This window comes from Methanosarcina mangrovi (assembly GCF_052057765.1).
GTDB lineage: Archaea > Halobacteriota > Methanosarcinia > Methanosarcinales > Methanosarcinaceae > Methanosarcina.
Genome location: NZ_CP195120.1, coordinates 2,530,383 through 2,555,504 on the forward strand (window position 1 = coordinate 2,530,383; position 25,122 = coordinate 2,555,504).

At 43.3% G+C, this 25,122-nt stretch carries 25 protein-coding genes and 1 pseudogene; 19 read left to right on the plus strand and 7 right to left on the minus strand.

Features of this window, described 5'->3' with window-relative positions; all coding sequences use genetic code 11:
- Positions 1 to 69: 69 nt before the first annotated feature.
- Both ACSAZL_RS11255 and ACSAZL_RS11260 read left to right on the plus strand, forming a co-directional pair.
- The gene (locus tag ACSAZL_RS11255; RefSeq protein ID WP_440948752.1) at positions 70 to 1,047 is read left to right on the plus strand and encodes a DMT family transporter; all 978 of its coding nucleotides are present in this window, start codon (positions 70 to 72) and stop codon (positions 1,045 to 1,047) included.
- A 667-nt stretch (positions 1,048 to 1,714) separates the two neighbouring features.
- The gene (locus tag ACSAZL_RS11260) at positions 1,715 to 2,635 is read left to right on the plus strand and encodes a DMT family transporter (RefSeq protein WP_440948753.1); all 921 of its coding nucleotides are present in this window, start codon (positions 1,715 to 1,717) and stop codon (positions 2,633 to 2,635) included.
- Here ACSAZL_RS11260 and ACSAZL_RS11265 read toward each other — a convergent pair.
- Together ACSAZL_RS11265 and ACSAZL_RS11270 are read right to left on the minus strand one after the other, a co-directional pair.
- On the minus strand, positions 2,566 to 3,078 hold the full coding sequence (locus tag ACSAZL_RS11265; protein ID WP_440948838.1) for a 4Fe-4S dicluster domain-containing protein: 513 nt from the start codon (positions 3,076 to 3,078) through the stop codon (positions 2,566 to 2,568). The genes ACSAZL_RS11260 and ACSAZL_RS11265 overlap by 70 nt on opposite strands.
- 100 nt (positions 3,079 to 3,178) lie before the next feature.
- Positions 3,179 to 3,415 (minus strand): annotated as a pseudogene (locus tag ACSAZL_RS11270) (formate dehydrogenase subunit alpha); the annotation flags it as partial.
- 186 nt (positions 3,416 to 3,601) lie between these two features.
- Here ACSAZL_RS11270 and ACSAZL_RS11275 point away from each other — a divergent pair.
- The 4 genes from ACSAZL_RS11275 (at position 3,602) to ACSAZL_RS11290 (ending at position 5,426) form a co-directional block, all read left to right on the plus strand.
- Positions 3,602 to 3,871, plus strand: coding sequence for a hypothetical protein (locus ACSAZL_RS11275; RefSeq protein WP_440948754.1), 270 nt, complete (start codon positions 3,602 to 3,604; stop codon positions 3,869 to 3,871).
- Positions 3,832 to 4,017 (plus strand): hypothetical protein, encoded by a 186-nt coding sequence (locus tag ACSAZL_RS11280; protein ID WP_440948755.1) that lies wholly within the window; start codon positions 3,832 to 3,834, stop codon positions 4,015 to 4,017. The genes ACSAZL_RS11275 and ACSAZL_RS11280 overlap by 40 nt, the downstream gene beginning before the upstream one ends.
- 260 nt (positions 4,018 to 4,277) lie before the next feature.
- Positions 4,278 to 4,961, plus strand: a complete 684-nt coding sequence (locus tag ACSAZL_RS11285) for an ABC transporter ATP-binding protein (RefSeq protein ID WP_440948756.1) — start codon at positions 4,278 to 4,280, stop codon at positions 4,959 to 4,961.
- 9 nt (positions 4,962 to 4,970) lie between these two features.
- On the plus strand, positions 4,971 to 5,426 hold the full coding sequence (locus ACSAZL_RS11290; RefSeq protein ID WP_440948757.1) for a PPC domain-containing DNA-binding protein: 456 nt from the start codon (positions 4,971 to 4,973) through the stop codon (positions 5,424 to 5,426).
- A 293-nt stretch (positions 5,427 to 5,719) separates the two neighbouring features.
- On the opposite strand, the gene ACSAZL_RS11295 is transcribed toward ACSAZL_RS11290, so the two are convergent.
- Positions 5,720 to 6,109, minus strand: a complete 390-nt coding sequence (locus ACSAZL_RS11295) for a transcriptional regulator (protein ID WP_440948758.1) — start codon at positions 6,107 to 6,109, stop codon at positions 5,720 to 5,722.
- A 638-nt stretch (positions 6,110 to 6,747) separates the two neighbouring features.
- Between ACSAZL_RS11295 and eno the strand changes: the two genes are divergently transcribed.
- From eno to ACSAZL_RS11320, 5 genes are all read left to right on the plus strand, one after another.
- Positions 6,748 to 8,034 carry a phosphopyruvate hydratase gene (gene eno, locus ACSAZL_RS11300; protein WP_440948759.1) on the plus strand — a complete coding sequence of 429 codons (1,287 nt, stop codon included), beginning with the start codon at positions 6,748 to 6,750 and terminating at the stop codon, positions 8,032 to 8,034.
- Between the two features lie 576 nt (positions 8,035 to 8,610).
- Positions 8,611 to 9,780 (plus strand): ABC transporter permease, encoded by a 1,170-nt coding sequence (locus ACSAZL_RS11305; protein WP_440944759.1) that lies wholly within the window; start codon positions 8,611 to 8,613, stop codon positions 9,778 to 9,780.
- An 837-nt stretch (positions 9,781 to 10,617) separates the two neighbouring features.
- Entirely contained in the window at positions 10,618 to 11,106 is a 489-nt protein-coding gene (locus ACSAZL_RS11310) for a MarR family winged helix-turn-helix transcriptional regulator (protein WP_440944760.1), read from the plus strand.
- 560 nt (positions 11,107 to 11,666) lie between these two features.
- Complete coding sequence (locus ACSAZL_RS11315) at positions 11,667 to 13,949, plus strand: hydrophobe/amphiphile efflux-3 (HAE3) family transporter (protein WP_440944761.1); 2,283 nt, start codon at positions 11,667 to 11,669, stop codon at positions 13,947 to 13,949.
- 160 nt (positions 13,950 to 14,109) lie between these two features.
- Positions 14,110 to 14,469, plus strand: a complete 360-nt coding sequence (locus tag ACSAZL_RS11320; protein ID WP_440944762.1) for a TrmB family transcriptional regulator — start codon at positions 14,110 to 14,112, stop codon at positions 14,467 to 14,469.
- A gap of 258 nt (positions 14,470 to 14,727) precedes the next feature.
- Here the strand turns inward: ACSAZL_RS11320 and ACSAZL_RS11325 are convergent, their stop codons facing one another.
- Positions 14,728 to 15,864, minus strand: coding sequence for an aldo/keto reductase (locus tag ACSAZL_RS11325; protein WP_440944763.1), 1,137 nt, complete (start codon positions 15,862 to 15,864; stop codon positions 14,728 to 14,730).
- Between the two features lie 136 nt (positions 15,865 to 16,000).
- Positions 16,001 to 16,207 (minus strand): hypothetical protein, encoded by a 207-nt coding sequence (locus ACSAZL_RS11330; protein ID WP_440944764.1) that lies wholly within the window; start codon positions 16,205 to 16,207, stop codon positions 16,001 to 16,003.
- 190 nt (positions 16,208 to 16,397) lie between these two features.
- Between ACSAZL_RS11330 and ACSAZL_RS11335 the strand changes: the two genes are divergently transcribed.
- The 5 genes from ACSAZL_RS11335 to ACSAZL_RS11355 all read left to right on the plus strand — a co-directional run bounded on the left by ACSAZL_RS11335 (position 16,398) and on the right by ACSAZL_RS11355 (position 20,891).
- Entirely contained in the window at positions 16,398 to 16,757 is a 360-nt protein-coding gene (locus ACSAZL_RS11335; protein ID WP_440944765.1) for a carboxymuconolactone decarboxylase family protein, read from the plus strand.
- A 417-nt stretch (positions 16,758 to 17,174) separates the two neighbouring features.
- Entirely contained in the window at positions 17,175 to 17,729 is a 555-nt protein-coding gene (locus ACSAZL_RS11340; protein WP_440944766.1) for a DUF6141 family protein, read from the plus strand.
- A gap of 683 nt (positions 17,730 to 18,412) precedes the next feature.
- Positions 18,413 to 18,907, plus strand: coding sequence for a DUF6141 family protein (locus tag ACSAZL_RS11345; RefSeq protein ID WP_440944767.1), 495 nt, complete (start codon positions 18,413 to 18,415; stop codon positions 18,905 to 18,907).
- A gap of 700 nt (positions 18,908 to 19,607) precedes the next feature.
- Positions 19,608 to 20,177 carry a hypothetical protein gene (locus tag ACSAZL_RS11350; protein ID WP_440944768.1) on the plus strand — a complete coding sequence of 190 codons (570 nt, stop codon included), beginning with the start codon at positions 19,608 to 19,610 and terminating at the stop codon, positions 20,175 to 20,177.
- A 111-nt stretch (positions 20,178 to 20,288) separates the two neighbouring features.
- Positions 20,289 to 20,891, plus strand: coding sequence for a hypothetical protein (locus ACSAZL_RS11355; RefSeq protein WP_440944769.1), 603 nt, complete (start codon positions 20,289 to 20,291; stop codon positions 20,889 to 20,891).
- A gap of 82 nt (positions 20,892 to 20,973) precedes the next feature.
- Here the strand turns inward: ACSAZL_RS11355 and ACSAZL_RS11360 are convergent, their stop codons facing one another.
- On the minus strand, positions 20,974 to 22,005 hold the full coding sequence (locus tag ACSAZL_RS11360) for a class I SAM-dependent methyltransferase (protein ID WP_440948839.1): 1,032 nt from the start codon (positions 22,003 to 22,005) through the stop codon (positions 20,974 to 20,976).
- Between the two features lie 254 nt (positions 22,006 to 22,259).
- Between ACSAZL_RS11360 and ACSAZL_RS11365 the strand changes: the two genes are divergently transcribed.
- The 3 genes from ACSAZL_RS11365 (at position 22,260) to ACSAZL_RS11375 (ending at position 24,353) form a co-directional block, all read left to right on the plus strand.
- A complete protein-coding gene (locus tag ACSAZL_RS11365; protein ID WP_440944770.1) occupies positions 22,260 to 22,427 on the plus strand; it encodes a hypothetical protein in 168 nt (55 codons plus the stop codon).
- Between the two features lie 229 nt (positions 22,428 to 22,656).
- The gene (locus tag ACSAZL_RS11370; protein ID WP_440944771.1) at positions 22,657 to 22,911 is read left to right on the plus strand and encodes a hypothetical protein; all 255 of its coding nucleotides are present in this window, start codon (positions 22,657 to 22,659) and stop codon (positions 22,909 to 22,911) included.
- A 155-nt stretch (positions 22,912 to 23,066) separates the two neighbouring features.
- Positions 23,067 to 24,353 carry a hypothetical protein gene (locus ACSAZL_RS11375; RefSeq protein ID WP_440944772.1) on the plus strand — a complete coding sequence of 429 codons (1,287 nt, stop codon included), beginning with the start codon at positions 23,067 to 23,069 and terminating at the stop codon, positions 24,351 to 24,353.
- Positions 24,354 to 24,627: 274 nt separating this feature from the next.
- On the opposite strand, the gene ACSAZL_RS11380 is transcribed toward ACSAZL_RS11375, so the two are convergent.
- Positions 24,628 to 25,092, minus strand: a complete 465-nt coding sequence (locus tag ACSAZL_RS11380; RefSeq protein ID WP_440944773.1) for an N-acetyltransferase family protein — start codon at positions 25,090 to 25,092, stop codon at positions 24,628 to 24,630.
- Positions 25,093 to 25,122: the final 30 nt, after the last annotated feature.

The window sequence follows — 25,122 nt, forward strand, 5'->3', positions numbered from 1 at the left end:
AGTATTATACCACTGGAATTGCCGTTATCTTACTAAAAATATATATACATTCATACCCCCTGAATATATATGACTGTTGCTTTGACTGCTGCCCCCAAACATCATCTTGAACTACTCACTGCATGCATTATTTACGGTACCGTCGGAATTTTCATGGAATTGCTTAAGGATATGTCTGTAGGATCTATTATTTTCTATAGGGTTCTTTTCGGGCTATCAGCCATATTATGCTATCTTGCAATTACCGGAAATCTAGGACAACTCTCGTTGAAACGAAAGAAAAAATACCTGCTTCTTCTAGGGATTTTATATGTTTTACAGATGTTTTCCTACTATTCTGCAATCAGGTACCTTGGAGCTTCTTCTGCTGTCCTGCTCCTGTATACCGACCCTATATACCTGACTTTACTTGCCCCCGTTCTTCTCGGAGAAAAGAATACTGAAAAGACTATTCTTGCTCTGTTCCTGGGCCTTATAGGCGTCTTCTACGTGACAAGACCTGAAGGCGGTTTTGAGCAGCTTGAATTTGGAAGCAACTATCTGAAAGGCGTAATTTTCGGGCTCGTAGGAGGCCTCTTCAGCAGTGGAGTCATAATATCCGTCCGTTTCCTGAGGGATGAGTATAACGGCCTTACCCAGCTTGTCTGGCAGAGTGCGATCAGCCTGGTCTTCCTGTCTCCTTTCGCAGTTACTCTTCCAGGTCAGGTTCTCGCTGCAAACCTTCCCGTCCTCATGCTCTTCGGAGTCCTCATCACCGGCATAGGTGCAGTCTTCTATATCAGAGGAGTTGCGGGTGTAAGCGCCATCACAGGCAGTATCCTCACTCTTCTTGAACCGGTTTCCTGTATCTTCTTTGATTACACGGTTCTTGGAAGTCCAATTCACAGCGGAATGCTTATAGGCTCCTTCTTTATCCTTGCAGCAGCAATCGTAATAAGCCTGGAAAACTCCGATTTCCTGAAGAAGTTGATCTTTGGGGAAAAGATAATATCAAGCAAAAAGTTTCCCTCCTGGAAAAAAGAACTTTTAAGGGTACAGGGTAAATAAATACCCCACTTTCTTTTTTTATTTTATTTCCCTGCAAGAGTCCTGTTTTTGATCTCCTATTTTTGATAAATTCAATTCCTGAAAATTATACTTTAGATAAATCCGGCAGTCCCTGATTGATTTTTGACATTATTTGCAATCTCTAAAGTGCAATCTTTTGTTTTTTCCTCCGCGCCCTAATGGATTGAAAACGGCCGCAAGTCAGGTAAAAATCAACAGGCAAAACGATACTGATCGCGACTATAGAGATCAAAATATAAGGGAAAAAATACCCCCGATGAGAATACTTCCCTTAATTCCGGAGATTGGTTTCGAATCCATTCATTTTAGTCTGCCTCCGACAGCCTGTCTGACAGCCCTGAAAAAACAGACAAAAACATATTTGAAAGAGAAAATAAGACCGAAACAAACCGCTCTCTTGCATCTCTTTATTTACCGTCGATATCAAGCTCGTCCTCTCGAGCGCAGCTTATTGATAAAATCCATAATATAGTCTGCTTGAGCGAGCGAAGCGAGTGAAACAGACCGCGTACTCCCGAGGCGCAATTCGGGCGAATCCCAAATCGGGAAGTGCAAATAGGTTTTGAATTTAATTCGAGCTTTTTCAACTCTTACTTTTTTGTCCATTCCCAAAAAATATATATCTGCAGTCTTCTATTTCCGGAATATGCCCACACAGGAAAACTCTTTCAGACCTTACTCCGAGGTCATAACGGGGAGCATTATCTATGGCACCATAGGAGTTTTTCTTGACAGGGTTCAGGACATGTCCGTGGGGTCCGTTCTATTCTGCAGGCTCTTTTTCGGTTTATGCATGATTTTCTTTTACCTGCTGCTGAGCGGAAGTCTTGAGCAGCTCAGGCCCGGCAGGAATCGAAAATATCTGCTGCTGCTGGGTTTTCTGAATGCGGTAACAGGCATATGCTATTTCTCGGCTATAAGGTACAGCGGGATTTCCGTTGCTGTCCTGCTCCTTTATACGGCTCCTGTATATGTCAACCTGCTCGCTCCTTCGATCCTTGGAGAAAGAAGTAACAGTAAAAGCTTTCTGCCTCTTTTCCTTTCACTTGCAGGGGTGTTGCTCATTGCTCGCCCCGGAGAGATTATGGGAAACCTGAGTTCAGGGTCCGATTTTATGAAAGGTTTACTGTTCGGGCTGCTTTCAGGCCTCTCTTTTGGCACCACCATAGTCACGATTCGCTACCTGAGGCACGACTATACAGGGATATCCCAGACTTTCTGGCTGACCGGGATAAGCCTTCTTTTTATGCTGCCATCTGCCCTTTCGACTCCGGTTCCCGTCTACTTTAGAAACTTCAATACCCTGCTTCTCTTCGGTTTGACCATTACATTCGCTGCTATCCTCTACCTCAAAGGAATTTCGGGTATCAGGGCACAGACAGGCAGTATTCTTGCCCTTCTCGAGCCTGTATCAGGAATCTTCTTTGACACCGCAGTCCTGAAAAACCCACTCTATGCCTCTACCTTGCTGGGTTGTGTGCTCATCCTTACAGCAGCTTATCTTGTGAGCCGGGCAAGACCCACAGATGAGGCCCAGGCAGATTCACCTTCTTCCTCGCTTGCCTGATTTTCATGCTCTTTTTCTTTGTGCTCTTTTTCTTCGTGCTCTTTTTCTCGAAAGAAAGTTTCCACAGGCGAGACCTTCGGAAGGGAGATATCCTCACCTGCCCTGTACCCATAGAGTTCCTGAAGCTCCACAGCAAGGGAATGCATGAAAAGCGCATTAGGGATGTCCATGGGACAGAGTTCCTCACACTGCCCGCAGTCGATGCAGGAATCCGCAACAAGGGAATAGCGAAGTATGTGGAACGCAAAAGCAGGAGGCACTTTTTCGGAAGTGTCCACTGTAAAATCTGAGGGTTTTGCATGGGGAATGGCAGGGCAGACCTCAACGCATGTGTAACACCTGATGCAGCGGGAAGTCTCCTCCACCATCTGCCGCAGGCGAGTTTTTCCTTTCCCGAGGGCCAGGAAGTCTTTCTTCCTCCAGTCCTCAGCCAGGTTCAGCATCGACTGCTCCGTTTTCTCCCGGATCTTCAGCCCTTTCGGGACCGGTAGAATGATTTCAACCGCACCTGCAGTTTTTGCCTGTTCAAGCAGTTCTGCACCCTTCTTCCCAGCCCACCTCCACAAACTGCCCGTTTTTCCTGACCAGCGGCTTTACAAGCCGGTCCTTGTTGTGGATGAACTCGTGTGCGTACCTGCCTTTCTAGCAAAGCTTCCCTGAATTGACAGGAGCCCGGTGCCATGGCTCGATGCCTGCAGCCCTTCCATCCTTTACTACAAGGTTAAAGCCACATCCTGTTCCGCAATAGGGACAGGGTGTGGGCACGTATTCTAATTCCATGTTCAGAACTCTTATATAATTTAATTATAGTTTTTAACTCAGTGAATCATACTTTTAATCAAAGATTCAAGTTCTTCAGAAGGCGTCCTCTTATTAACACTAATTCATCTAGCTCATTTCATAGTAAATATAATTAATTTGATATAAAAATATTGGGTTTGGAACTATAGTTTTGTAGTCCTCACGGTGGCATACCTCGTTAGCACTAACGGAAAGAAAAAGAGGCAGAATGACTTCAATCTCCTTTTGTCTGGAGACAGGCTTGCAGTCGCCTCAGAAGAAGGAGTCCTGCTTTTTAAGACAGAAGACCCCTATAACTCGGTAGAGCTCGGGTTTATAGGAGAAAGAGGCACCAGGTCCCTCGAAAAAAGGTGGGTGGAGCTCTGGCCCTTTACGGAGCCCGGGAGGCTGTCACTTTGTATGGGGCAGGTGAAAGAGGAGAAATCAAAAGCCTGAGCACTTACAGGGTAAGACACCGGTTTACAGGTCTGCACTTCGGAAGAGACTTAGCTTTTGCCCTGTCTCCTGAGGGCACAGGAGTCCAGATTTACGTGGTAACGGAAAATCTGGAAAAAGGAACTGTGGAGGTATCTGAGAGCTGAGGTTTCGTGAAACCTGATTTTTATTTTTACCTGCTCTCAAAAGCCCGCAGGTATAATGGCAGATAATTTAATAGCAGGCGACTCAACAGGGGGTATTTCCTGCGTCCAGCCTGATAACTCATCCCAATTCTTTAGAACTAAAGGGAATTTTTTAAGGAAATGTAGAGCTCGAAAAGGGTTTTTTGTCTTTCTTCCCAAAAGCTCTTTACTTAAGAACCCCTTTATTTTAAATATTAAAGTTTTGAAAACACAGGAAAAGCATGACAGACGAAAGCCCGATTATAGAGCTTAGGAACCTGACCAAAGTTTACAAAGATGGCGTGGAATTTCGCGCGCTCAACAATGCAAACCTGAATATTAAAAAAGGAGAGTTTGTTGCAATTGTAGGTCCTTCTGGCTCAGGTAAAAGCACACTTATGCATCTCATAGGTCTTCTCGACACGCCCAGTTCGGGAACCATCCTGATAGACGGAAATGACGTTACAAAAATGTCGGATAAGGATCGTTCCGGGATGAGAAACAGGATGCTCGGCTTTGTCTTCCAGTATCACCACCTGCTGCCGGATTTCACTGCTCTGGAAAACGTGATGATGCCGCTCCTGATTGCGGGAAAGAGCAGGGACGAAGCAAAGGGTATTGCCGAAAAACTTTTAAAAGATGTGGGGCTTGAAGACAGAATGGATCACAGACCGGGCGAACTCTCTGGAGGGCAGAACCAGAGGGTTGCGGTCGCCCGGGCTCTTAGCTGTTCGCCGGCAATTGTACTTGGGGATGAGCCTACAGGCAACCTGGATACCAAATCCGGAGATTTGATCTATGAACTGCTCCGCAGGCTGAATAAAGAATATAACCAGACCTTTATTGTGGTAACCCACAACGAGGATCTGGCCGGAAAAGCCGATAGGATTGTCAGAATTGTGGACGGAAAAATAACGGATCAGTAGAGGGAAAAAATGGAATACGCAAAAGGAAGGATCGGCAGGGTCTTCACCGTCAGGGTTGACCACGGGGATGACCTTATTCTGGAACTTATTAAACTTGCAGAACTGGAAAAGATTGATTCGGCTGTGTTTATGCTGCTCGGCGCACTGAGGGAAGGAAAGCTTGTTACAGGTCCTAAAGAAAATAGAAGGCCTCCTGAACCCGTCTGGGCTGGCTTCAATGACGCCCATGAGATTCTCGGAATAGGCAATATTTTCCAGGAAAACGGGAAACCCAAAATTCACCTTCATGCCGGAACAGCCAGGGAAAAAAGCGTTAAACTGGGATGCCTGAGAGGGGAAAGTGAAGTCTTTATGGTTGTTGAGGTATTTATTTTCGAGCTTGAAGGAATTTCTGCCAGAAGGGTAATGGATCCGGAGCAGGGCTTTTCTCCTGTGAACTTTATGCATGCCCCGGATGAAGAATAATATTTCGGAAGGACCAAGAATTACAAAACGGTCAGGAAATTTGTAGTAATCAAAACTGATAAAGATTTATGGAAGAATCAGATCTGGCAGATTTCCTTACATTTATTTTTGAGATACGTTTTATCGCGAACTTCCTTTAAACTGAATTGCAGTAAACTTAATTTTGCAGTAAACTTAATTTTGCAGTAAACTTAATTTTGCAGTAAACTTAATTTTGCAGTAAACTTAATTTTGCAGTAAACTTAATTTTGCGGTAAACTTAATTTTGCAGTAAACTTAATTTTGCGGTAAACTTAATTTTGCATTATAATTTCCAGTTCCCTCAACCTTTTAAGAGCGATTATTTTCTCGTTATTATCTTTTAAGAACTCTTCTTCAAGGATCTGGACTATCTGCGGGAACGGTACTGTTAATTGGTAGTATTTCACTGGTCTGCCTTTTCCTTTGTTCTTCTTTTCGGACCTTTCATCCACCCAGCCCCTATCCTTAAGAGGGCGCATAGCTACACTCACTTCCGGTTGTCTGAGCCCGGAAACAAGTTCGATATGAAGGGATCTGAGTTCCCTGCAGTCCTTTAAGCAAACGATTGCGGTAGCCTCTGTCCTCGGGAGTCCCAGGCTCTGGAGCATATCAATAATTGAATACTCTTTTTCGGTTAAATTAACTGGAGAATCGTCGGTCATTGTGAATGAATAATACTTTCAGGTTTATATATTTTATGTAGATAAAATTATTTTTTTAAATAAATTGAGCATTGTTACTAGGTAAAAAAGGCATCTAACCCTAGTAAGACTTTCTTTGATGAGTTTATGTATAAAAGAGTAAGGGGATCGATCTCCAGAAAAAAATAGCCTTTGTAGTGTTCTAACCAAAACCTTTAAAATAGGCGTTTGCAGGAATTAAACATCTCTTAAGTAGAAAAAAGGCTTTCCAGAAACAGGGAGATAGGTTTTGCCATATAGAATATGGTTATTCCCGATGGTTTGAAATAAGCATTCCTGAGAAATGGAATAACCAGTTTTAAGCGCACTAATATCTCCAATTCTTTAAATGGGAAGGATTTGCTCTAAGGAAGATTGGAAAATACTCAAACTCGGGACTTCTTAAATACCGCTGCCCTGAGATTGAAAGGGTGCTGGAAATGTGAAATAGAGGAATCTCTTTTATCAGAAACACAGATATAACTTAGGCAAATTTATTCGTTCGAACCGGATAAAGAATTAAATACGATTCGGACATGTAACGGTTAGGTTAAGGAAAAGTCAAGTTCAAATAACAGAATATATGTATACATAGATCAGAGATTAGAAAGGGTGAAATGATGTCGTATATCGGTTTACAGCAGGATTCTGGAGAATATAAGATCCAAAAGATACATGCTCGGGAGATCCTGGACTCAAGGGGAAATCCCACAATTGAAGTTGATGTGTTTACGCCAAAGGGATTTGGCAGAGCAAGTGTCCCTTCAGGAGCTTCCACGGGTACAAATGAAGCCCTTGAACTGCGCGATGCAGACCCCAACAGATACGGGGGAAAAGGGGTTCTGACCGCAGTCAAGAACGTAAATACCATCATCCAGAAGGAATTGCTTGGACTTGATGTGCGAAACCAGCGGGAAATCGATGAGCTGATGATTGAGCTTGACGAAACCGAAAATAAATCAAACCTTGGAGCCAATTCAATCCTTGGCGTTTCCATGGCTGTTGCAAAAGCCGCATCTGATTCCCTTAACATGCCCCTTTACCGCTACTTCGGCGGATCTAACGCTTTTACACTTCCGGTACCCACAATGAATGTCCTGAACGGAGGCAAGCATGCAGGAAATGAGCTTGCAATCCAGGAGTTCATGATTCAGCCCAAAGGTGCTGAAACTTTCTACGAAGCCCTTCAGATCGGGGCTGAGATCTACCATGTCCTCGGGAAGTATCTGGAGAAAAAATACGGGCGTTCTTCTACAAATGTAGGCTACGAAGGCGGCTATGCTCCCAAAATGAGTGAGTCCGCAGAAGCTCTTGACGCCCTCGTACAGGCAATTGAAGAAGCAGGATACACCGAATCCGAGGTTACAATAGGGCTTGACGCCGCAGCAACCGAGTTCTATGAAGAAGAATTCTATAACATTGACGGAAAGAAACTGTCTGCTCCGGAACTGCTTGACTACTATGTGGAGCTTGTAAACTCCTACCCCATCCTTTCTATCGAGGATCCCTTCTACGAGGAAGCCTTCGAGGACTTTGAAGCCCTCACCAATGAACTCTGGGACACGATCATTGTAGGGGACGATCTCTTTGTCACAAACATCGAAAGACTCTCAAAAGGTGTGGACATGGGAGCTGCAAACGCCCTTCTCCTCAAAGTCAACCAGATCGGCTCAATCTCCGAAGCCTTCGATGCCGCCAGCATGGCTTCCAGAAACGGCTACACCGTAATCGTAAGCCACCGTTCCGCCGAAACCGAAGACACCACCATCTCAGATCTCTCAGTTGCCATCGGTGCAGAAATGATCAAGACCGGAGCTCCGGCCCGTGGCGAGAGGACTGCAAAATATAACCAGCTCCTCAGAATTGAAGAAGATCTCGGTGAAGTTGCACATTATGTGCAGCTCTAACCTTTTTGATTTACTTTTTAACTCTTTCATTTCCTTTTTTGGTTTACTTTTTAACTCTTTCATTTCCTTTTTAAGCCTCTGTTCTTTGTTTTCTTACTCCTTATTTCTTAGTCCTGGTCTTTTAGTTTCACTTCTCGTTGACCTCATTTTCATTGCCCCCTGACTTTCGAGCCTGTTTATGTTTTCTGAATTCGGCCAGGTAGTAGGAAGCCAGTTGTTACTGCTCCGGGGCTACCGGATGGTATTAACTGCCCTGTCTGTCCCGCGTGAAACCCGGGTGCCGAGTCGCAATTAGGGCGGCTCATCCGGAACTTTACATATTTTTTTCCGTTTATCTTTCTTCCTGTATCAGAAACAGCTTTATAATCAGCCCTCCAAGAATGAATAAGAGTCTGAAAATCTAAACTGTCAGGATGGTTCGGATGAACTTAAAAGTCTTGAAAGTTTGAACACACTTGAAAATTTGAAATTCTCAAAGATTTGAAATGCTATGCAGATAGAATTTCCCTGAAAATTTTAAGGTTTTAGGCTGCCTGAAAATTTTTAAAGTCTGGGCGGGTCCAGGAGTTTATCCAGATGTATGAACTGAAAATTGCTTTAAGGCAGGTATTATCCAGAAAAAAGCAGACCCTTTTTGCCATACTTGCCGTTGCTCTGGCAGTTGCTGTGATAACGGTAATGATGGCAATGCTATCGGGTTTTCAGGATGAGCTTGTAACTTCAAGCATAGAAAATAATCCCCATATAGTCATCAGTCCCCAGGACGAAAAAGAGGAGTTCATACATCTCTACAGGCATACATCTGCCCGGATTGCCGAAAAAGATGGAGTTATAGCCGTATCCCCCAAATACCTGGGTCAGGTGGCGCTGGAATACAGGGACAATGCTGAGGGGGTTTCCCTTCAGGGAGTTGACCCTGTGGCTGAAGAGAATGTGATGAAAGTTAGTGAGGATGTTGTTGAAGGGGATCTTATGGCCCTTGTCCATACAAGGTACGGGATTCTGCTCGGGGATCAGCTTGCTGAAAACCTTGAAGTCAACGTGGGAGACAGGGTGGACGCTGTTTTTCCGGGTTCAAAAACAACTTCTTTTAAGGTCATAGGGCTGATCCATACCGGTACTTCTGCAGACGAGGTAACAGCCTATGCAAGGCTCGATTCGGTTCAGGACTTCTTTAACGAGCCCGGCGTTGTGAGCACCATCGGAGTCAGGGTTGCAGACCCCTATCAGGCCGAGGCCATTGCGGCTTCGATTGAAGAAGAAACCGGGCTTGATGCCGTAAGCTGGAGCGAAGCAAATGCTGAAATCCTCGGCCTCCTTGATACCCAGATGATCTTTGTAAATATCTTCTATCTCCTGATCTACGGGATTGCGGGTTTCGGGATTGCAAATACCCTTATCACTATCGTTGCCCAGAGGACAAAGGAAATCGGCATTCTGAAAGCAATGGGAGCTTCTCAAAAAAGCATAATGGTTGTCTTTCTTTTCCAGTCCCTGGTCCTCGGAGCCATAGGTCTGGTGCTTGGCACCGTTCTCGGTTATATTGTGACCATTGCCCTGCAGAATTATGAAATCGAAGTCCCTCAGGAAATGTATTTCGGGCTTCAGACCCTTCCTCTTGAGGTAAAGCCCCTTAACTTTGTATATGCTGCTTTCTTTGCTTTCATAGTCAATGCTATCTCAGGTATCTACCCTGCAAGGAAAGCTGCAAAACTCGACCCCGTAAAAGCTATTGAAAGCACCTGAATGGGGCTGGATTCTTATGTTTAATCGGCAGAGTTGCGGCTCTGCAGTACGCTGCCCTTTTCGCTTCGCTCAAGAGGGCCAATTTTGGGATAAAGTAGTGAACTGCGCTCAAGCAGACTAACTTTATGGATTTTAGCAATAAGCTTAGCTCAAGCGGACTAACTTAAAAACAGTGGTAAAGTAAAGAGACGCAGGAAAGCGGTTTGCCCCAAAAAAAGAGAGAAAAAAACAGAAAGTAAAAACTGTCAATGAGCCACGAAACAGACAGAAAACTAATGAATAAAATTCTACTTGAAAGAAATTTCGGTTTTTATCTCTTCCAAATCTTTTTTCTTTCTTTTTTTTTGACCGGCCGCCAGACAAGCTGGCAGGGCGTTTATATTAACCTTTGGATTTTTATGAAGTCGGGGGCAGGAAATATTGTTTTTCAAACCAGGGGGCATTTTTTTATGGCACTCGATTTTTTAACAAAATCATGAATCCGCCTGTTATTCATTCTTGTGCGGCAGGCGAGACAGCTTCCAGCCTTGCAAGGGGTAAAAGAAGTAACAAAAAGCTTCCAGGTTTGGATGATACTGCATATCTTCCGATTAAGCAGGGTGTAGATGACTGTTTTTTATTATTTTTATAAAAATTCGATAAACTTAAATATGATACTGTTAATTTGTTGTAAATGTTAATTATTGATAATTGCACCAATCTGATTTGTCAAACAGTAAGTTTTCATCGTATGAAACTAAAGTAAATCCTCAGGCGCTTACAGACCAACAATGTAATCTGGCTCTGTCATCCCTCAATCTATACCCGCAGTTACATGCGCAGCGTCCTGGAGGAAGCATGTTAGATAACAACAAAATAAGAGAACTCCGGCTACTGATGCTGGAAAGGACAATACTTTTCAACAAATTGTTTGAAAGAGAAGTCTCTCAAAAAATATCCAGAGCCAGATTCGATGAACTCGAAAAACTCGGCAAACAACAGCCTACGGTCATTCTGATAATCGGCACGATGGAGGAAATCATTCCTTCATACCTCGGCCTGTGCATGAACCTGGATAGGAGTAGCCTTTCAAGAATGATAGACTCCCTGGAAAAAAAGGGAATCGTTAAGAGAAGAACGGACCCGGAAGACCGAAGAAAAGTCCTGGTGTCCCTAACTAAAAAAGGGGAAAGGTACTATGAAGTTCTTCTCGGAATAATGGAAGAAGTTCATGCTTCTATCATGGTTTATCTTGACGAACAGGATCTCAGCGAGTATGAAGCCTGCCTGAAAACGGAGGTACGGATCATGAAGAAAATCGATTCCAAACTGGGTGGAGAGGAATGATCCCCGGGGAAAAATGCCTGAAAAAAATAGGAGGGATGTTTGACAGAGGGTCTACAGAACAGAGAACCCGCAGAAATGTAGAAGAAGTGCCTGCAGGAGCAGTGGGGTATTAAGAACCCGGGCATCAAAAAGCATTAAGGATAACATTGAGAATACATTAAAACAGTACTGCAAACCCGAAAGAGCCGGAAGAAAGTTGATCCAGAACTCGGTCCCGGCTGAATCTATACACCCCTAAAACTCTGGTGCCTTCTCTCCTTTGAGCCATGGCCTGCAGGCACTTTTAGGGGTCCTGTGAAAAATAATCTGACCTGATTTTTAGAGCACATAAAGCAAATCCAGACCTAATATCCTGAGTACAAAGCAAGGTACTGGAAAATTATTCGAATAATTTTCATGGAGAAATTTGTTTTGAACAGCCGTGGCTATGGATTTTTTCCTGAAAAATGAAGAACGTTCCAAAAAAGAGTAAATGCAGTCATTAAGGGGGTACCGCCATAAAAAACACATTCGAAAAATTAGGGGTTTTTATTGAGAGTAATCGCCCAACTATAATTGCCATGATGTTGCTTTTTATTATTATTTCCATTCAGGGAGCCCAGTTGATCGAGATGGCTTCCGGAACGGAAACTTTTGTTTCTAAAGGTACGCAACTGTACAAAGACTATGACCACCTTTTCAAGAAAAACTTCGAGACCGACAGCATTGTAGTGATGGTTCAGGGAAACGAGGTTGCATCTGAAGCTGTAATGAAAGCTGCGGACAGGCTGGAGCAGCAGATGCTGATTGTCCCGGGAGTTCAGTCTGTCACAAGCCCTGCTACCCTGGTAAAGCAACTCAATTACAAAATTTCCGGAAGGGGAATCATCCCGGATTCGGACCTGGAAGTTAAGGATCTGCTTAACAGCCAGTCGACGCTGTTCGAGTCCCTCATGCCTGACGAGACCCATATGATGATAGTAATAAAGGTCGCAGGCAGCGCAACTGACCAGCAGAAAGAAGATATCCTTAATGCTCTGGACACCTCACTTACAGAAGCTACTTTTCCTCCAGGGTACAGCCTCATTGTTACCGGTTCTCCCGCCCTGAGGGTGGATATCAATAAAGAGATGACCCAGAGTTTAGGTCTGCTGCTTGGAATTTCTTCCCTTCTGATGGTCGTCGTGCTTCTCCTGGTCTTCAGGCATGTGAGGTGGGGACTTTTGCCCCTGCCGATTGTTCTGCTGGGAGTTCTTTTTACATTCGGGTTCATGGGATATGTCGGAGTACCCATGACAATGGTCTCCATGGCAGCTTTTCCCATCCTGATCGGGCTTGGGATTGACTATGCTATCCAGTTCCACAACAGGATGGAAGAAGAGATTCGGGGGGGAAACAGTTCCGGAAAAGCCCTCGTCCTCACCGTAAAGCACACAGGCCCTGCCGTTCTGATCGCCCTGACAATGACTGCTCTTGGTTTTATTCCCCTTTTTACCTCCACAGTACCCATGATCCGGGATTTTGGAAAATTGCTCCTCATAGGGGTTGTCATGTGTTACCTCTCTGCACTCTTTTTCGGACTGGTAATCCTGTACAGTTTCGACTGGATATCCAGAAAGAATCCATTAAAGTTATTTAATAATAGAAAAGGAGATGTCGAAATCGAAGCTTTTTCTTCAAAGACTCAATCTGTAAAAGTTCAGAAAGCCAAGGCTCTTGAAAACGCCCTGATAAAAGTCGCTGACTTTACCATAGGGCATTCAAAGATCATCCTTGTAATTGCACTGCTTACATGTTTTGCGGGGCTTTATGCAGATCAGTCAGTGCCTATCCAGACCGATACAAATTCCTTCATCCCTCAAGATATGCCTTCCCTTATAAATTATAAGCAAATGATGGACCTGCTTCCGGGGAGTGGAGACCATCTCAACATTATACTCAGGGTTAAGGATAACAGTGACCCGGAAGTGCTGAAATGGATTGATGAGTTTGGTCAGCATGAAGTTACAAACCGGGGCCACATATACGCGGCTACGAGTATTGTGGACCTTGTAAAGGAGAAAAACGGTGGGACGATTCCTGAAAGTTCGGAAGAAATACAGGCAATATACGATGAAATCCCCGCCAGCCAGAAACAGGAATACATACTGGGGAGCCAGCTGCTCACAATTGACCTCGATATCGGGCAGGCCATGGATAACATTGAAATTACAGGCATTAAAGAACTTAGGGACATTGTCCAGAAAGACATACAGTGGATGCAGCCACTTCCTGAAACCAATGTCATTATTACCGGTCAACAGGTAGCGATGATCGACATAATCAACGCCCTTACGAGCGGGAGAGTCCTTATGACTATGCTCGGCGTTGGGCTTGTGCTGATAGGTTTGGTTGTGGTTTACAGGGACTTCACGAAAGCTCTCTCCCCGATAATCCCAATGTTTATAGTTATCGGCTGGTCGGGACTTGTCATGGCAGGGCTGAACATCGCCTATACCCCCATGACTGCGGTGCTCGGGGCTTTGATCCTTGGTGTGGGATCCGAATATTCCATCCTGATGATGGAACGTTACTTTGAGGAAAAAGATAACGGCCTGGACCCTGTGAGCGCAATTAACCAGGCAGTGACCACCACGGGCTCAGCTCTTATAGCTTCGGGAGCTACAACGGTCTTCGGGTTTTCGGCTCTTATATTTTCTCCCTTCCCCATTCTGAGCAATTTTGGACTTGTGACGGTCATTGACGTTTGTCTGGCAATCTTCGTTACCTTCGTGGTCTTCCCACCCCTCATCGTGATGATGGATACTCGCCGGGAGAAGAGAAGAGCGGCAAGTTTGGCAGCAGCAGTTGCAGCAGCAGTTTGAGTAAAAAAACTGAAGCATGATCACTTTGGCAACCAGCAACTGCAGGCTGCAGGAAGTGGATTGAAATGCTGTGAAATTTTGAACCGGAGAACTGAAAAATCATGGATAAATGCCGAGAATCGTGAATTCTCGGCATTTGATCCCTTCAGGAGAAATAAATATGAGTTCGAAATTAATTAAAAATCTCCAGAAGCTAGGTTTTACCGAAAATGAAGCAAAGATTTATGCCGTGCTTGTCTGCCCGGGCAGGGCAAGGGCAGGCGAAATTTCCAGAGCGGCCGGGGTTCCGAGAACCAAGGTTTACGGTATCCTCAGGAGAATGGAGAAGAAAGGTTACGTTCAGATACTTGGAGGTGATCCGATTCTGTTTTGCTGCACCCGGCCCGAGGAAATGATCGCAAAAATCAGGGCTGATTTCTTGCATTCCCTGAAAGAGACCTCCTGTGGGCTTAGTGCCCTAAGCCCTGATAGTAAAGTGGCAACTTCCTGTGAATCTATTGAGGTAATAGGTTTCGCATGAAGGAAACGGATGTACTATCAACTTTGTTCAGTGTCCAGGAAGTAAAATGCCTGTAGATGTCCTGCTTACCGAAAACCTCTTTTCAATAGTGCTGTGTGGAACAGACGGATATTGACGAACAGGGAGTTCTGTTCTTTCGAGTCTTGAACTCTAAAATGGGGAGCGGCTTTTCATGTACTATGAAAACAACTCGTGACAGCCCGGGTTTTGGAAATTCAAATAAAAAAAGGAAGTAGTTAAAAAAACTCCAATTCCCCTTCACTTCTCCATAAATTCCTTAACTTCCTTTAACATCTCTCTTATCTTAATATTCTGCGGGCAGACATCCTCACACTCCCCGCATTCAACGCAGTTCCCTGCCTTTTCCTCCGGGGACAGGAGAACTCCATACTGGAATCTGGCATTTTCCACATCATCAAGCACAAAAACGTCATTCAAATAACTGAGGTTCCGCGGAATATTCACTCCCGAGGGGCAGGGCATGCAGTACTTGCAGCCTGTACAGCTGACCTTTATCCGGGATCTGTAGATCTCCCTAACTTCTCTGATCAGGCTTTTTTCTTCGGTTAAAAGAGAGTTTGGATACCCTTCTTTCGCAATTCTCAGGTTTTCTGTCAGGTGCTCCGGTTCCGACATCCCGCTCAGGACAACACTGATTTCGGGATAGTCCCAGAGGTAGCGGAAAGCCCATTCTGCCGGGGTTCTTTTGATTCTGGCACGATCCCAGACCTTTTTTGCCTCTCCCGGAACGTTTGATGCAAGGTTTCCGCCACGCAGGGGTTCCATGATGACAACAGCAAGGCCCTTTTCAGCCGCGTATTTCAGACCCTCGATCCCGGCCTGGAAGTCTTCGTCCAGGTAATTGAACTGGATCTGGCAGAGGTCCCAGGGGTAGGCGTCCGCCACTTCCTTAAAAACCTCCAGCTCGTCGTGGAAGGAAAAGCCGGTGTATTTGATTTTGCCAGCTGCGCGGGCCCTTTCCAGGAACTCCATAACCCCAAATCTCTTCATTTTTTCCCAGTAGCTTTTCTTCACGGCGTGCAGGAGGTAGAAGTCTATGCAGTCCGTCTGGAGTTTTTCAAGCTGCTCGTTTAAGAAGCGGTCCATATCCTCCTTGCAGTTTACGCGCTTGCAGGAGAGCTTGGTTGCAAGGAGGACTTTTTCCCGATACCCGTCGGCAAGAGCTTTTCCCAGGAACGCTTCCCCTATTCCGCCATGATAGGAATAGGCAGCATCAACGTAGTTGACCCCATGGTCAATGGCGCAGCGGAGGAGTTCAGTCGCCTTCTTTTCGTCTATTTTTTCGGGCGCCCCGTCGAGAACCGGAAGCCTCATGCAGCCGTAGCCGAGAATAGAAACCTTTTCACCCGTTTTTCCTAATTTGCGGTACAGCATTTTTTACCTCAGTAATCGTGTCTACCCGGCAATATGGGAGTAATGGGTCTAAACCTTTGCTGCCCGAATTGCGCCTCACCCGAATTGCATCTCGGGATCACATAAAATCAGAGATTTTCTGGAAATTGCGATGTAATCACAGCAGTACGCGGTTTGTTTCAGCAGAGTTGCGGCTCTGCAGTACGCTGTCCTTCCCGAATTGCGCCTCGGGAGTACGCGGTCTGTTTCGGCAGAGTTGCGGCTCTGCAGTACGCTGTCCTTCCTGAATTGCGCCTCGGGAGTACGCGGTCTGTTTCGGCAGAGTTGCGGCTCTGCAGTACGCTGCCCTTTTCGCTTCGCTCAAGAGGGCCAATTTTGGGATATAGTAATGAGCTACGCTCAAGCAGACTATTTACGGGTCAAGAAGTGAACTGCTCCAAGAGGACTAATTTGTGGACGATTACCATTGCTTTTACTTTTCGCAGGAGGGCTGATTGAAATGCTGCTAAGAGATACTGTTATATCTGATCCTTGCCTATCACATATCGATTATTATGGGGAAGAATATCCAGGAAATCAAGGAAGTAAAGGGCTTTATGCCCAGGTCTGTTGTTTACGCTGAGAAGATAAGCGAGGATTTTGGCGAAGGGCTTGCCGGCTTTTATCAGGCTATCTGGGCTGAGAGGGAAGACGGGCTTTCCATGAAGCAGAAGCACCTTATGGTCTTTGCTATCGCCTGTTCCAATAACAACATAGAAAGCGCAGTCAAAATCCTTGAAAGGCTTAAGAAATTCGAAGCCACAAGAGCCGAAATTTCAGACGCTATGATGATTGCTGCCTGGACCGGTGGAATTCAGAATTTCACGGATTTCAGTGTAGCTGTGCTGAAGGAAATGGAGAGACTCGGGTTCTAAACACCATATCTCTCTATTTTTTAATCTTTTTTTAAAATTTCGTTTTTAGTCCCATGTTATTCGCTTATTCCGGTTCACTCTTACTGGACGATCTGGATCTTACCGGGCAGTCTAACTCTTAATGGATAGTCTAGCCCTTAATTGATAGTATAACTCTACTGGACAGTCTAGCTCTTACCGGATAGTCTAACTCTTACTGAATTCTCACTGATGATCTAACTCTTACTGAATTCTCACTGATGATCTAACTCTTACTAAATTCCTACTGGATGATCTGGATCCTACTGGATTTATACCAATATATTCCCAAAAACTTTTACATAAACTTCTATGTTTTATTATAATGTTTTCGGAAAAATCCCCTCAATTTATATAAAATGATAATAAAATATTAAATAAATATTCGGAGACGGCAATATGTACTGTGCAACCGAAGGAATGAGCAGGATATGTAATCCAGTTCTCTTTAGAGAAGTCCAGAAGATGGATCAGGTGTGGGTCAGGCTTGTTGTTGGGATTCCGGTAATTTTGTCCTGGTATGGGGCTTATCAACAACTATTTCTTGGGAAACCTTTCGGGAACAATCCTGCTCCTGACTGGATGATGCTTGGCTTACTGCTGGTCTTCGGGGTTCTTTTCCCTCTTTTTTTCTATTCCCTCAAAATGATTACCGAGGTCAGGAAAGATGGTCTCTATGTCCGCTTTTTTCCGCTGCATTTTTCCTTCAGATTTTTTCCTTTAGCGACTATCCAGAGTTACAAAGTCGTGACCTACAGACCGATCAGGGATTACGGAGGTTGGGGCATACGCTACGGGCTAAAAGGGACTGCATACAATGCAAAAGGCAACAGGGGCGTATTTTTCGAATTTGGGGAAGGAAGCAAAGTAAAAAAACTGATGATTGGCTCCCAGATTCCGGAAAAACTTTCCGAAGCAGTCAGCAAAGCAATGAAAAGACAGGCATCAGGATAATTCTTCAAGCTTATTTAAGTTTTCATGTGTTTGTCTTTTATTTCCAATACTTTCTTTAATTCAAGTTTTTTAATTCAAGTTTTTTAATTCAAGTTTTTTAATTCAAGTTTTTTAATTCAAGTTTTTTAATTCAAGTTTTTTAATTCAAGTTTTTTAATTCGAGTTTTTTAATTCAAAACTTCCTATATTAAACACTCCATTTTATCGAATTGTTTGAATTTTAAAAATCCTATGAGTCCTGAAAAAATCCGGTTGAGTTTATAGTTTATAAATTTTTCTACACTGTGATTGACTTTGTAATCTGTACATATAATTTCATTAAGTAATTTATTACTGCAGTTAATTTTTAATCATTTCCTGGATTTTTAAATAAAAAATAATATAGAATTCCTATTTTTTTTCGGAAGATTTATTTACCCCGCTTTGATAGAGAAAAATAGAAAGATTATCAATTAAAGACCTTTCCAGTCAAAACGTTTCCAATTGCGGGTACTTACTTATTAAACCAGTTTCCTTAGAAGGCACGGCTTTAACTGGGGTAATACATGTGTTTGCCTGGAAGTTGCTAAGGACGTGTAAGTTGCCTGTTTCGTATAATAAGGGTATCCGTATGGTAAATAATGTAAGGAATATGCTGCTCAGGGCATGTGTCTGGTCAGGTCATGGCTATGGGAGGGGTTGTTATGGAGCATTCGGAAACAGGCTTAATTTTTCGAGAAGTACAGGATCTGCACAATAACGTTTTTATGGTTTCTGTTCTCTATCCTGCCCTTCTGCTCTGGTACGTCGAGGTCTACAGCCTAGTCTTCGGAAAACCTGCCGGAGTTCAGAATATTCCTGACATCTACCTATTTGCGCTCTGGCTTGTTTTCGGCGTATTCTTTCCTCTTCTGTTCTACTGTACAAAACATATCACGGAGGTCAGAAAGGACGGAATCTATATCCGTTTAATACCTCTGAATCCCTCATTTAAGAAAATCCCAATTTATGTGGTCGAAGATTGCAGGATTCAGGCATATGACCCATTTACCGGAAAGGACTACAAAGATGCTCCCCTTTCCAAGAGAGCAAATTTCGTTGTAACCCTGAAGCTCATCACCGGGAAAAGAGTAATGATCAGCTCTAAGAATCCAAAAGAGCTCCATCAGGCGATCATGTCTGTCGTGGCCAGTTTTTGATCAAAGCCCAAAGAGTTGCGGGATCGGAATGAGCTCGTTTCCAGAAGGAGAAAGGCCTTTTTTAGCGATGTGACTTGGAGAAGTCCGCATACTGGTCGCCAAACCGGACGTTTTCCCTGTCACACTGCCTTTCTCGTTGTTTTTTCAATTGATATTTTGAGCATAATAAAAACATCGACAGCTCAAAATCCCGACTTGAACCACCCGAACTGCGCCTCGGGATCGAAGGAAAATCGGACATTTCCTGGAAGTTGTAATGTAATCTCAACAGGGCAAAGAGACTTAAATTGGATCTTATTTTCTCTTTCAAATCTGTATTTCTTTTTTTCAGACATTTCAGAAATTCTCAGAAATTCTCAGAAATTCTCAGAAATTCTACAATGGTTCAGAATTTATACACAGCTTGTTACTTTCCGGATTCTGAAAAAGCTCGATTAAAACAGTTTTCTGGAATATTTCCTGGTTTGTGGACGATCTCAGGTTTTATATCTTGCCAGCCAATATTAATCAGGGATTTCGGATAGATTCCAGGACAGGAGGCATGACAGGGAAGAGGTTACGATATTTTTCATTGCAGATACATGCCTCATTAAACCGGTAAGGGGGAAGATATATTAGAAATGGCACCGGCACAGATAGGGAGAAAAGGTTTTCAGGTGAAGGGACGGAGGCTCTTTACAGGGAGCATGCAGGAATACCTGTGATCGAACTCGAACTCAAAAGCTTTCTTCAACTCTTTGATTCTTTTGATCCTGCCCCGTTTCATGAAAAAGAGCTTAATCAGGATGCAGAAGAATATCTCTATAACGCTGTAGACGAGTTTCCCCTGCAAAAGCCCCTTGAAATCATGATATATCTACCGTCTGCCGAGGTCAGCGCGGAACTGGAAACAGACCTTAAGGAAGCTATAAAGAATCATTTCTCTTACAAAAGACTCCTTGCGGAAATCGAACTGAAAAGGTTGCTTTATCAGGGGAGAAAAAACTTTATAATAGCCCTTACCTTCCTTTTTCTCTGCCTGCTCGTGATTCGGCTGCTTTCGGCTTTTGAAGAAAGCCTTGTGAATACTCTTTTCTCTGAAGGGCTCCTTATTATCGGCTGGGTTGCGATGTGGGAGCCGGTGCATATTTTCCTTTACGGCTGGTGGCCGATTATCCACAAGCGGAACATTTACGAAAAAATTGTACATATGGATGTCTATGTAGGGAAAAGGTCTCTGGCAGGGGAAAGATCCCAAAGATATCGTTTTACGCCAAAACAAGCTCCCTGAACGGCTTAATATCCAAACCGGAAGAGTAAAGCTTTATATAGAACATAACAACAGTTTAAAGGATGTTCATGTGAATCGAAAAAAATGTTTTATATAAGGTAGATAAATAAAATGGTCGGAAGGGTGGATTTTTCTCATAAGGGGACAGAAGCCCTTTACAGAAAGCGTGAGGGAAAGCTCTTAATCGAGCTTGAGCTTCACAGCATGATGCAGATATTTAATTCATTTGATCCAGCTCCGTTTCACGAAAAAGAGCTTGATGAAGACGCAGAAGTGTATATTTATAACATAGTTGGGGAATTCCCTCTAAAAAAGCCCCTTGAAATTATGATATATGTTCCTCCTTCCGAATTTAATCAGGAAACGGAGCGTACCCTTAAGGAAGCAATCAGGAATCATTTCCTCTACAAAAAAGTTCTGACTGAAATCGACCTGAGACGACTCCTTCAGCGAGGGAGGAGAAACATGACCATTGCAGTCATCTTCCTTTTTCTCTGCCTGCTTCTGATAAGGCTGCTTTCAACCCTGGAAGGAGGACTTCTTATATCCATGTTTTCCGAAGGCTTGACAATCATCGGCTGGGTTGCCATGTGGGAACCCATTTACGTTTTCCTCTATGGGTGGTGGCCTATCGTACAAAAAAGAAATATTTACGGGAAGATTCTTGCAATGGATGTAACTGTCTCACAAGGCTCCCCGTATAAGGAAGGATGAGAATCCGGATGAGAATCCGGATGAGTGTCTGGATGAGAATCTGGGTGAGAATCGATTTCTTTAGTTATCAGGCTAAAATCCTTCATTCAAAGATCCGCGCATCCACAACCACATGCAAAACACCCGGAGAATACTTTTTTATCCTTCGGGTTGCCAGGACCTCAACTTTTTTCCCCAGGCATCCGGCAGCTTTTTTTATCCTTTCTTCAGGCCTTGTCAAGGCGAGATTTTCAGGCACGGTTTCATGATAATGCAGGATTCCTCCACTTTTTTTCAGGGCGTTTATACCCGGTTCCAGATAGTGGTGGGTTGTTCCCACATAACCCATAATAACCCTGTCAGCTTTCCCCTCGGGAGCAGCCTGTGAGCAGTCTCCAAGAATCGGGGTGATAATGTCCTCCACATGGTTCAGCTTAATATTTTCTTTCAGGTAGGCAAAGGATTCAGGGTTTATCTCTATCGAAATTATTTTTTCCGGACGCGCGTGGAAAGCCATGGGAATTGAAAAATACCCTATCCCTGCAAACATGTCCACAACAATTTCTCCCTGCCCAAGTTTGCTCATCTTTTTCCTTTCTTCAAGGTTCCCTTTGGAATACATCACCTTTGTTACGTCCTGTTTGAAAAAGCAGCCGTGTTCTTTGTGGACGGTTTCGGTCCCACTGCCGAGAAGCAGTTCTCTTTTTGGCTGGCGGAACTGACCTTCGATCCCGAAGTCCCTGACCACGCTCCGACATTTCGGGTACATGGAAAGCAGAGCTTTAGCTATCAAGAGCTTTTTTTCATCGAGGGTTTCGGGGATGCTGACAATGATGATGTCTCCTAAAATGTGCCAGCTTGAAGGGACATGTTCCAGTTCTGCTTCGGTTAAGGTGTCTGAAAGGTATTCTTTCAGGGAACAGGTTTTTTCCAGAAATTCGGGTTTTTCCTGATTGATGACGGGGAAGTCTCCAATCCGGTTGCCTGCGGCTTTCGTTACCGGGATCTCCAGGAAAGTTCCTTTTTCTGTCCGGACTTTACGAATTTTTCGGGTTTGGTCAAGAAGCCCTGAAGCTAAAACATTCAGGCGGGCTTCTTCCCCTTTTTCGGCCGGAACACGGATGGCTATGTACATAGGAATGAATAGGATATCAGGCATCTGATTAATGTTTTTTGTTAGCATATTATTCTTTAAATTGATTGTATAAAAACGCATATATATTTGTGTAACTATATATTCATGGGTTTCCAGAAAACTTCTAGCTGAGGAAATATTTGGGAGTGAGTGATGGGGCGATGATAGCTCCCACAGTCAGTGGGAACTCTCGATTTCAGGTTGAATTTCTTTATTTTTTTTTCTTTTTCTATTCACCAGGGGGGTTTGATCAAATGATCATATGCGAATGTGGTGAACTGGTAGGGAGGGTAACATTTAAAGATTATATAAAAATTTCTGCGAATCCCTCAACAAGGATCATAGGGCACGGGAATTGTGGAGTTATATTCAACTTCTTTGATGAAAAAAACCAAACAAGTGTTTTTCCCGAAAAGAGCTGAAAATTCTGGCGGCAAAGTTTGCGGAAAAAAATCTGCCTCCTAAAAATGTAGCGAAGTTTCTGCTTGAGGTGGATCGGCTCAAGTCGAGAGGTAAACACTTGGATTCTGAAATCCTGATAAGGGCTTACCGGGAAGTTCTGGAAAAAATTCTGGAAGCTCAGCTAGTAAATAAGAATGTAGGGGTTTCTGATGCGGGACAAAAGTAAAAGCTGAATTTCTATGGAACCCTGTGCTGATAATCTGGAACATCTTCTGGATGAGCATTCCGGAATCTGCCCGTTTTTCGCTTTACCATCAGGGTAAAGGGAATATGCTGGACCATTTGCTGGTATGTAGGGATATGCTGGCGTACTATAAGGGTTCCGAGGTGCACAATGAGCTGCTGCATGACGAATCTATCGCATTTGCTACAGACATCAAATTTCCGGAATCGGACCATTCACCGGTGATTGCGGAATTCGAACTGCCTGATGAAGGCTTGTAAATCTGGCATTATTGTAACTCTCTGAGTGTCAGTTACATCACCTGGAGTGCATCTTTCAGGCAGAATGGCAGGAGTTAAGAACCATTGGCTTTTTCAGTAATTTTTCCCACAGTCTGCTTGGAATTTACGCCCAACACCAGCCTTTTTCCTGCTTCATGGTAACCAAGGCTTCTACAATCAAAATCCGATTAGGTTGGAGTATATTGACAGAGTTTTTTGAACCATCGAATCCGACTTCCATCCAAGATACATTATCAAATAAAAATGACTCCGAATCCGACCCAGAACTCTTTTTTTCCTACAGAGAAAGGAGATGGAAAGTAAAAGATAGCTATGAAGGTTGGGGGTATAAGAAATCCAGGTTTTTTTGGACCGGAGAAGTTGAGATATGGGACTATCGCGCATGCAATATCAGTCTGGCAAGAGCTTTAGATGACAAGTTAAAGATTATTATTCGAAGGAAAAAGAGGCAATTCAGTACTTTTATGGAGAAAGTAGTCGAAATTAGATTGATGATTGGTTTCGACCTTGAGAAAATTTATAGACCATGGAAGGATGTTTATACTTTCAGAGAGAGCGGCGAGGAAGGAAAAATTTGTGAGGAGGGCCCAAAGGAGAGATTTGTTTTTCAGTTTAATGACAACTGCTGGATCTGGGAATGGGTAAAAGAAGGAGAAACGCTCGAGTGCTCCAACGTATATAAACTCTACGAGTTAATATTTAAAGAGATTTCCAATCCTTCAAAAAAAAGTGACAGTATATTTGATGTAAAAGATGTAAAGGACACGACATCTAAGAAAGAGAAAGAATGTTCCTTAAAATATATTCCTGTCATTTATCAACCCGCTGTAGATAGCCTGAAAAATTTCGTCAGGGTAGTGAACTGTGCACATTGCAAAACTGTTGAAGGATATCTTGAAATTGAGGTTTCAATAATTTTCAATAATGAACAACTTCGCAAACACTCTTTTTTAAATAATGTCTATCAAGCATTCCGATACCATCGTTACGGTCGGATTCTTGACATAGAAACCTTCAGGATCAAGTTAGAAGACGACGTTAAAGGCAATAAATTCATATTTCATAATATATACAGCGAAAAATATGACCTGAAATACGATTCGATTCATGGAGACTCAGGATATCCGGTCCCTGAACATAATATAAAGTACTATTTTAACACAGAAAAACATCCAGTGCTTTTTATAAATACTTCCAATCATGCGATGGCTGAATACGATTCAAATCATAATCTCTGGAAATGGGAGTATGTTCCCTGGTTAGATGATACTCCCGTAGAGTTAGGAGACAAAAATCGGAACCTTATTGAGGACGAAATAGAAGAAAAGATAACAAAAGAACTCAAAAGCAAATCTTTATTGTTTCGACTTATTCTTAAAATAGAGCAAAAATATAGAAAAGTAAAAAATCTGGTTACGTAAAAAATTATATTTCAAAGTCTTTTTTCCGTGAACGGCATTTTTTACTATTCTCAAGTTTTATCTTACTTTTTTAAGGCATTGAAATTACTTTGGATAAACCTCAGAAAAGGTTTATGTAACTTCCGCAAGCACCTATTTTGTTTAAATTCCATCCCTTCGGCAACTGGAGTATCTGGCTGAAGATGATGAGAAAAACTTGACAAAAAGTAAAACTACTTTTTCATGCTAAAACTTTTAAAATATATTATAATTTCTTTAAAATGCCTCATCAGCATCAAATATTCTTTATAAAAACAACCCTGTGCTCTCCTGGTCCACTGTAATCGAAAACAACAGGCAGTCCGCCAACAACACCGTTTCCGGTCAGTTCCATCCCTATTTTCCTATGAAAAGCTATTGATTCAAGGTTTGTTGGTTTCGTTATGGCTTTTACCTTTAAACAATGCTTTTTCCTGGCACACTTAATAAAATGCTCATAGAGTTTTCGGCCGAGGCCAAGCCTTCTGCAATTATTCCTGACGGCAATCAAATGCACATAAGCTACGGGCTCGGTCTGGGAGTGAAAAACGAACATATAAGCGCATACAGTGCCCCTCTCTTTGAAAACAAAAGCCGCGTTCCCGAATTCATTGACCAGAATGGGATGATGCAGGTGTAAGGTTCTGTCACTACCCCAGAACTCCCTGATGTTTGTGATTATCTGATCAAAATCACCTTTGCTACAGTTCCTCAATTCCATTCGCAATCTCTATGTGCCGAATATTTATAA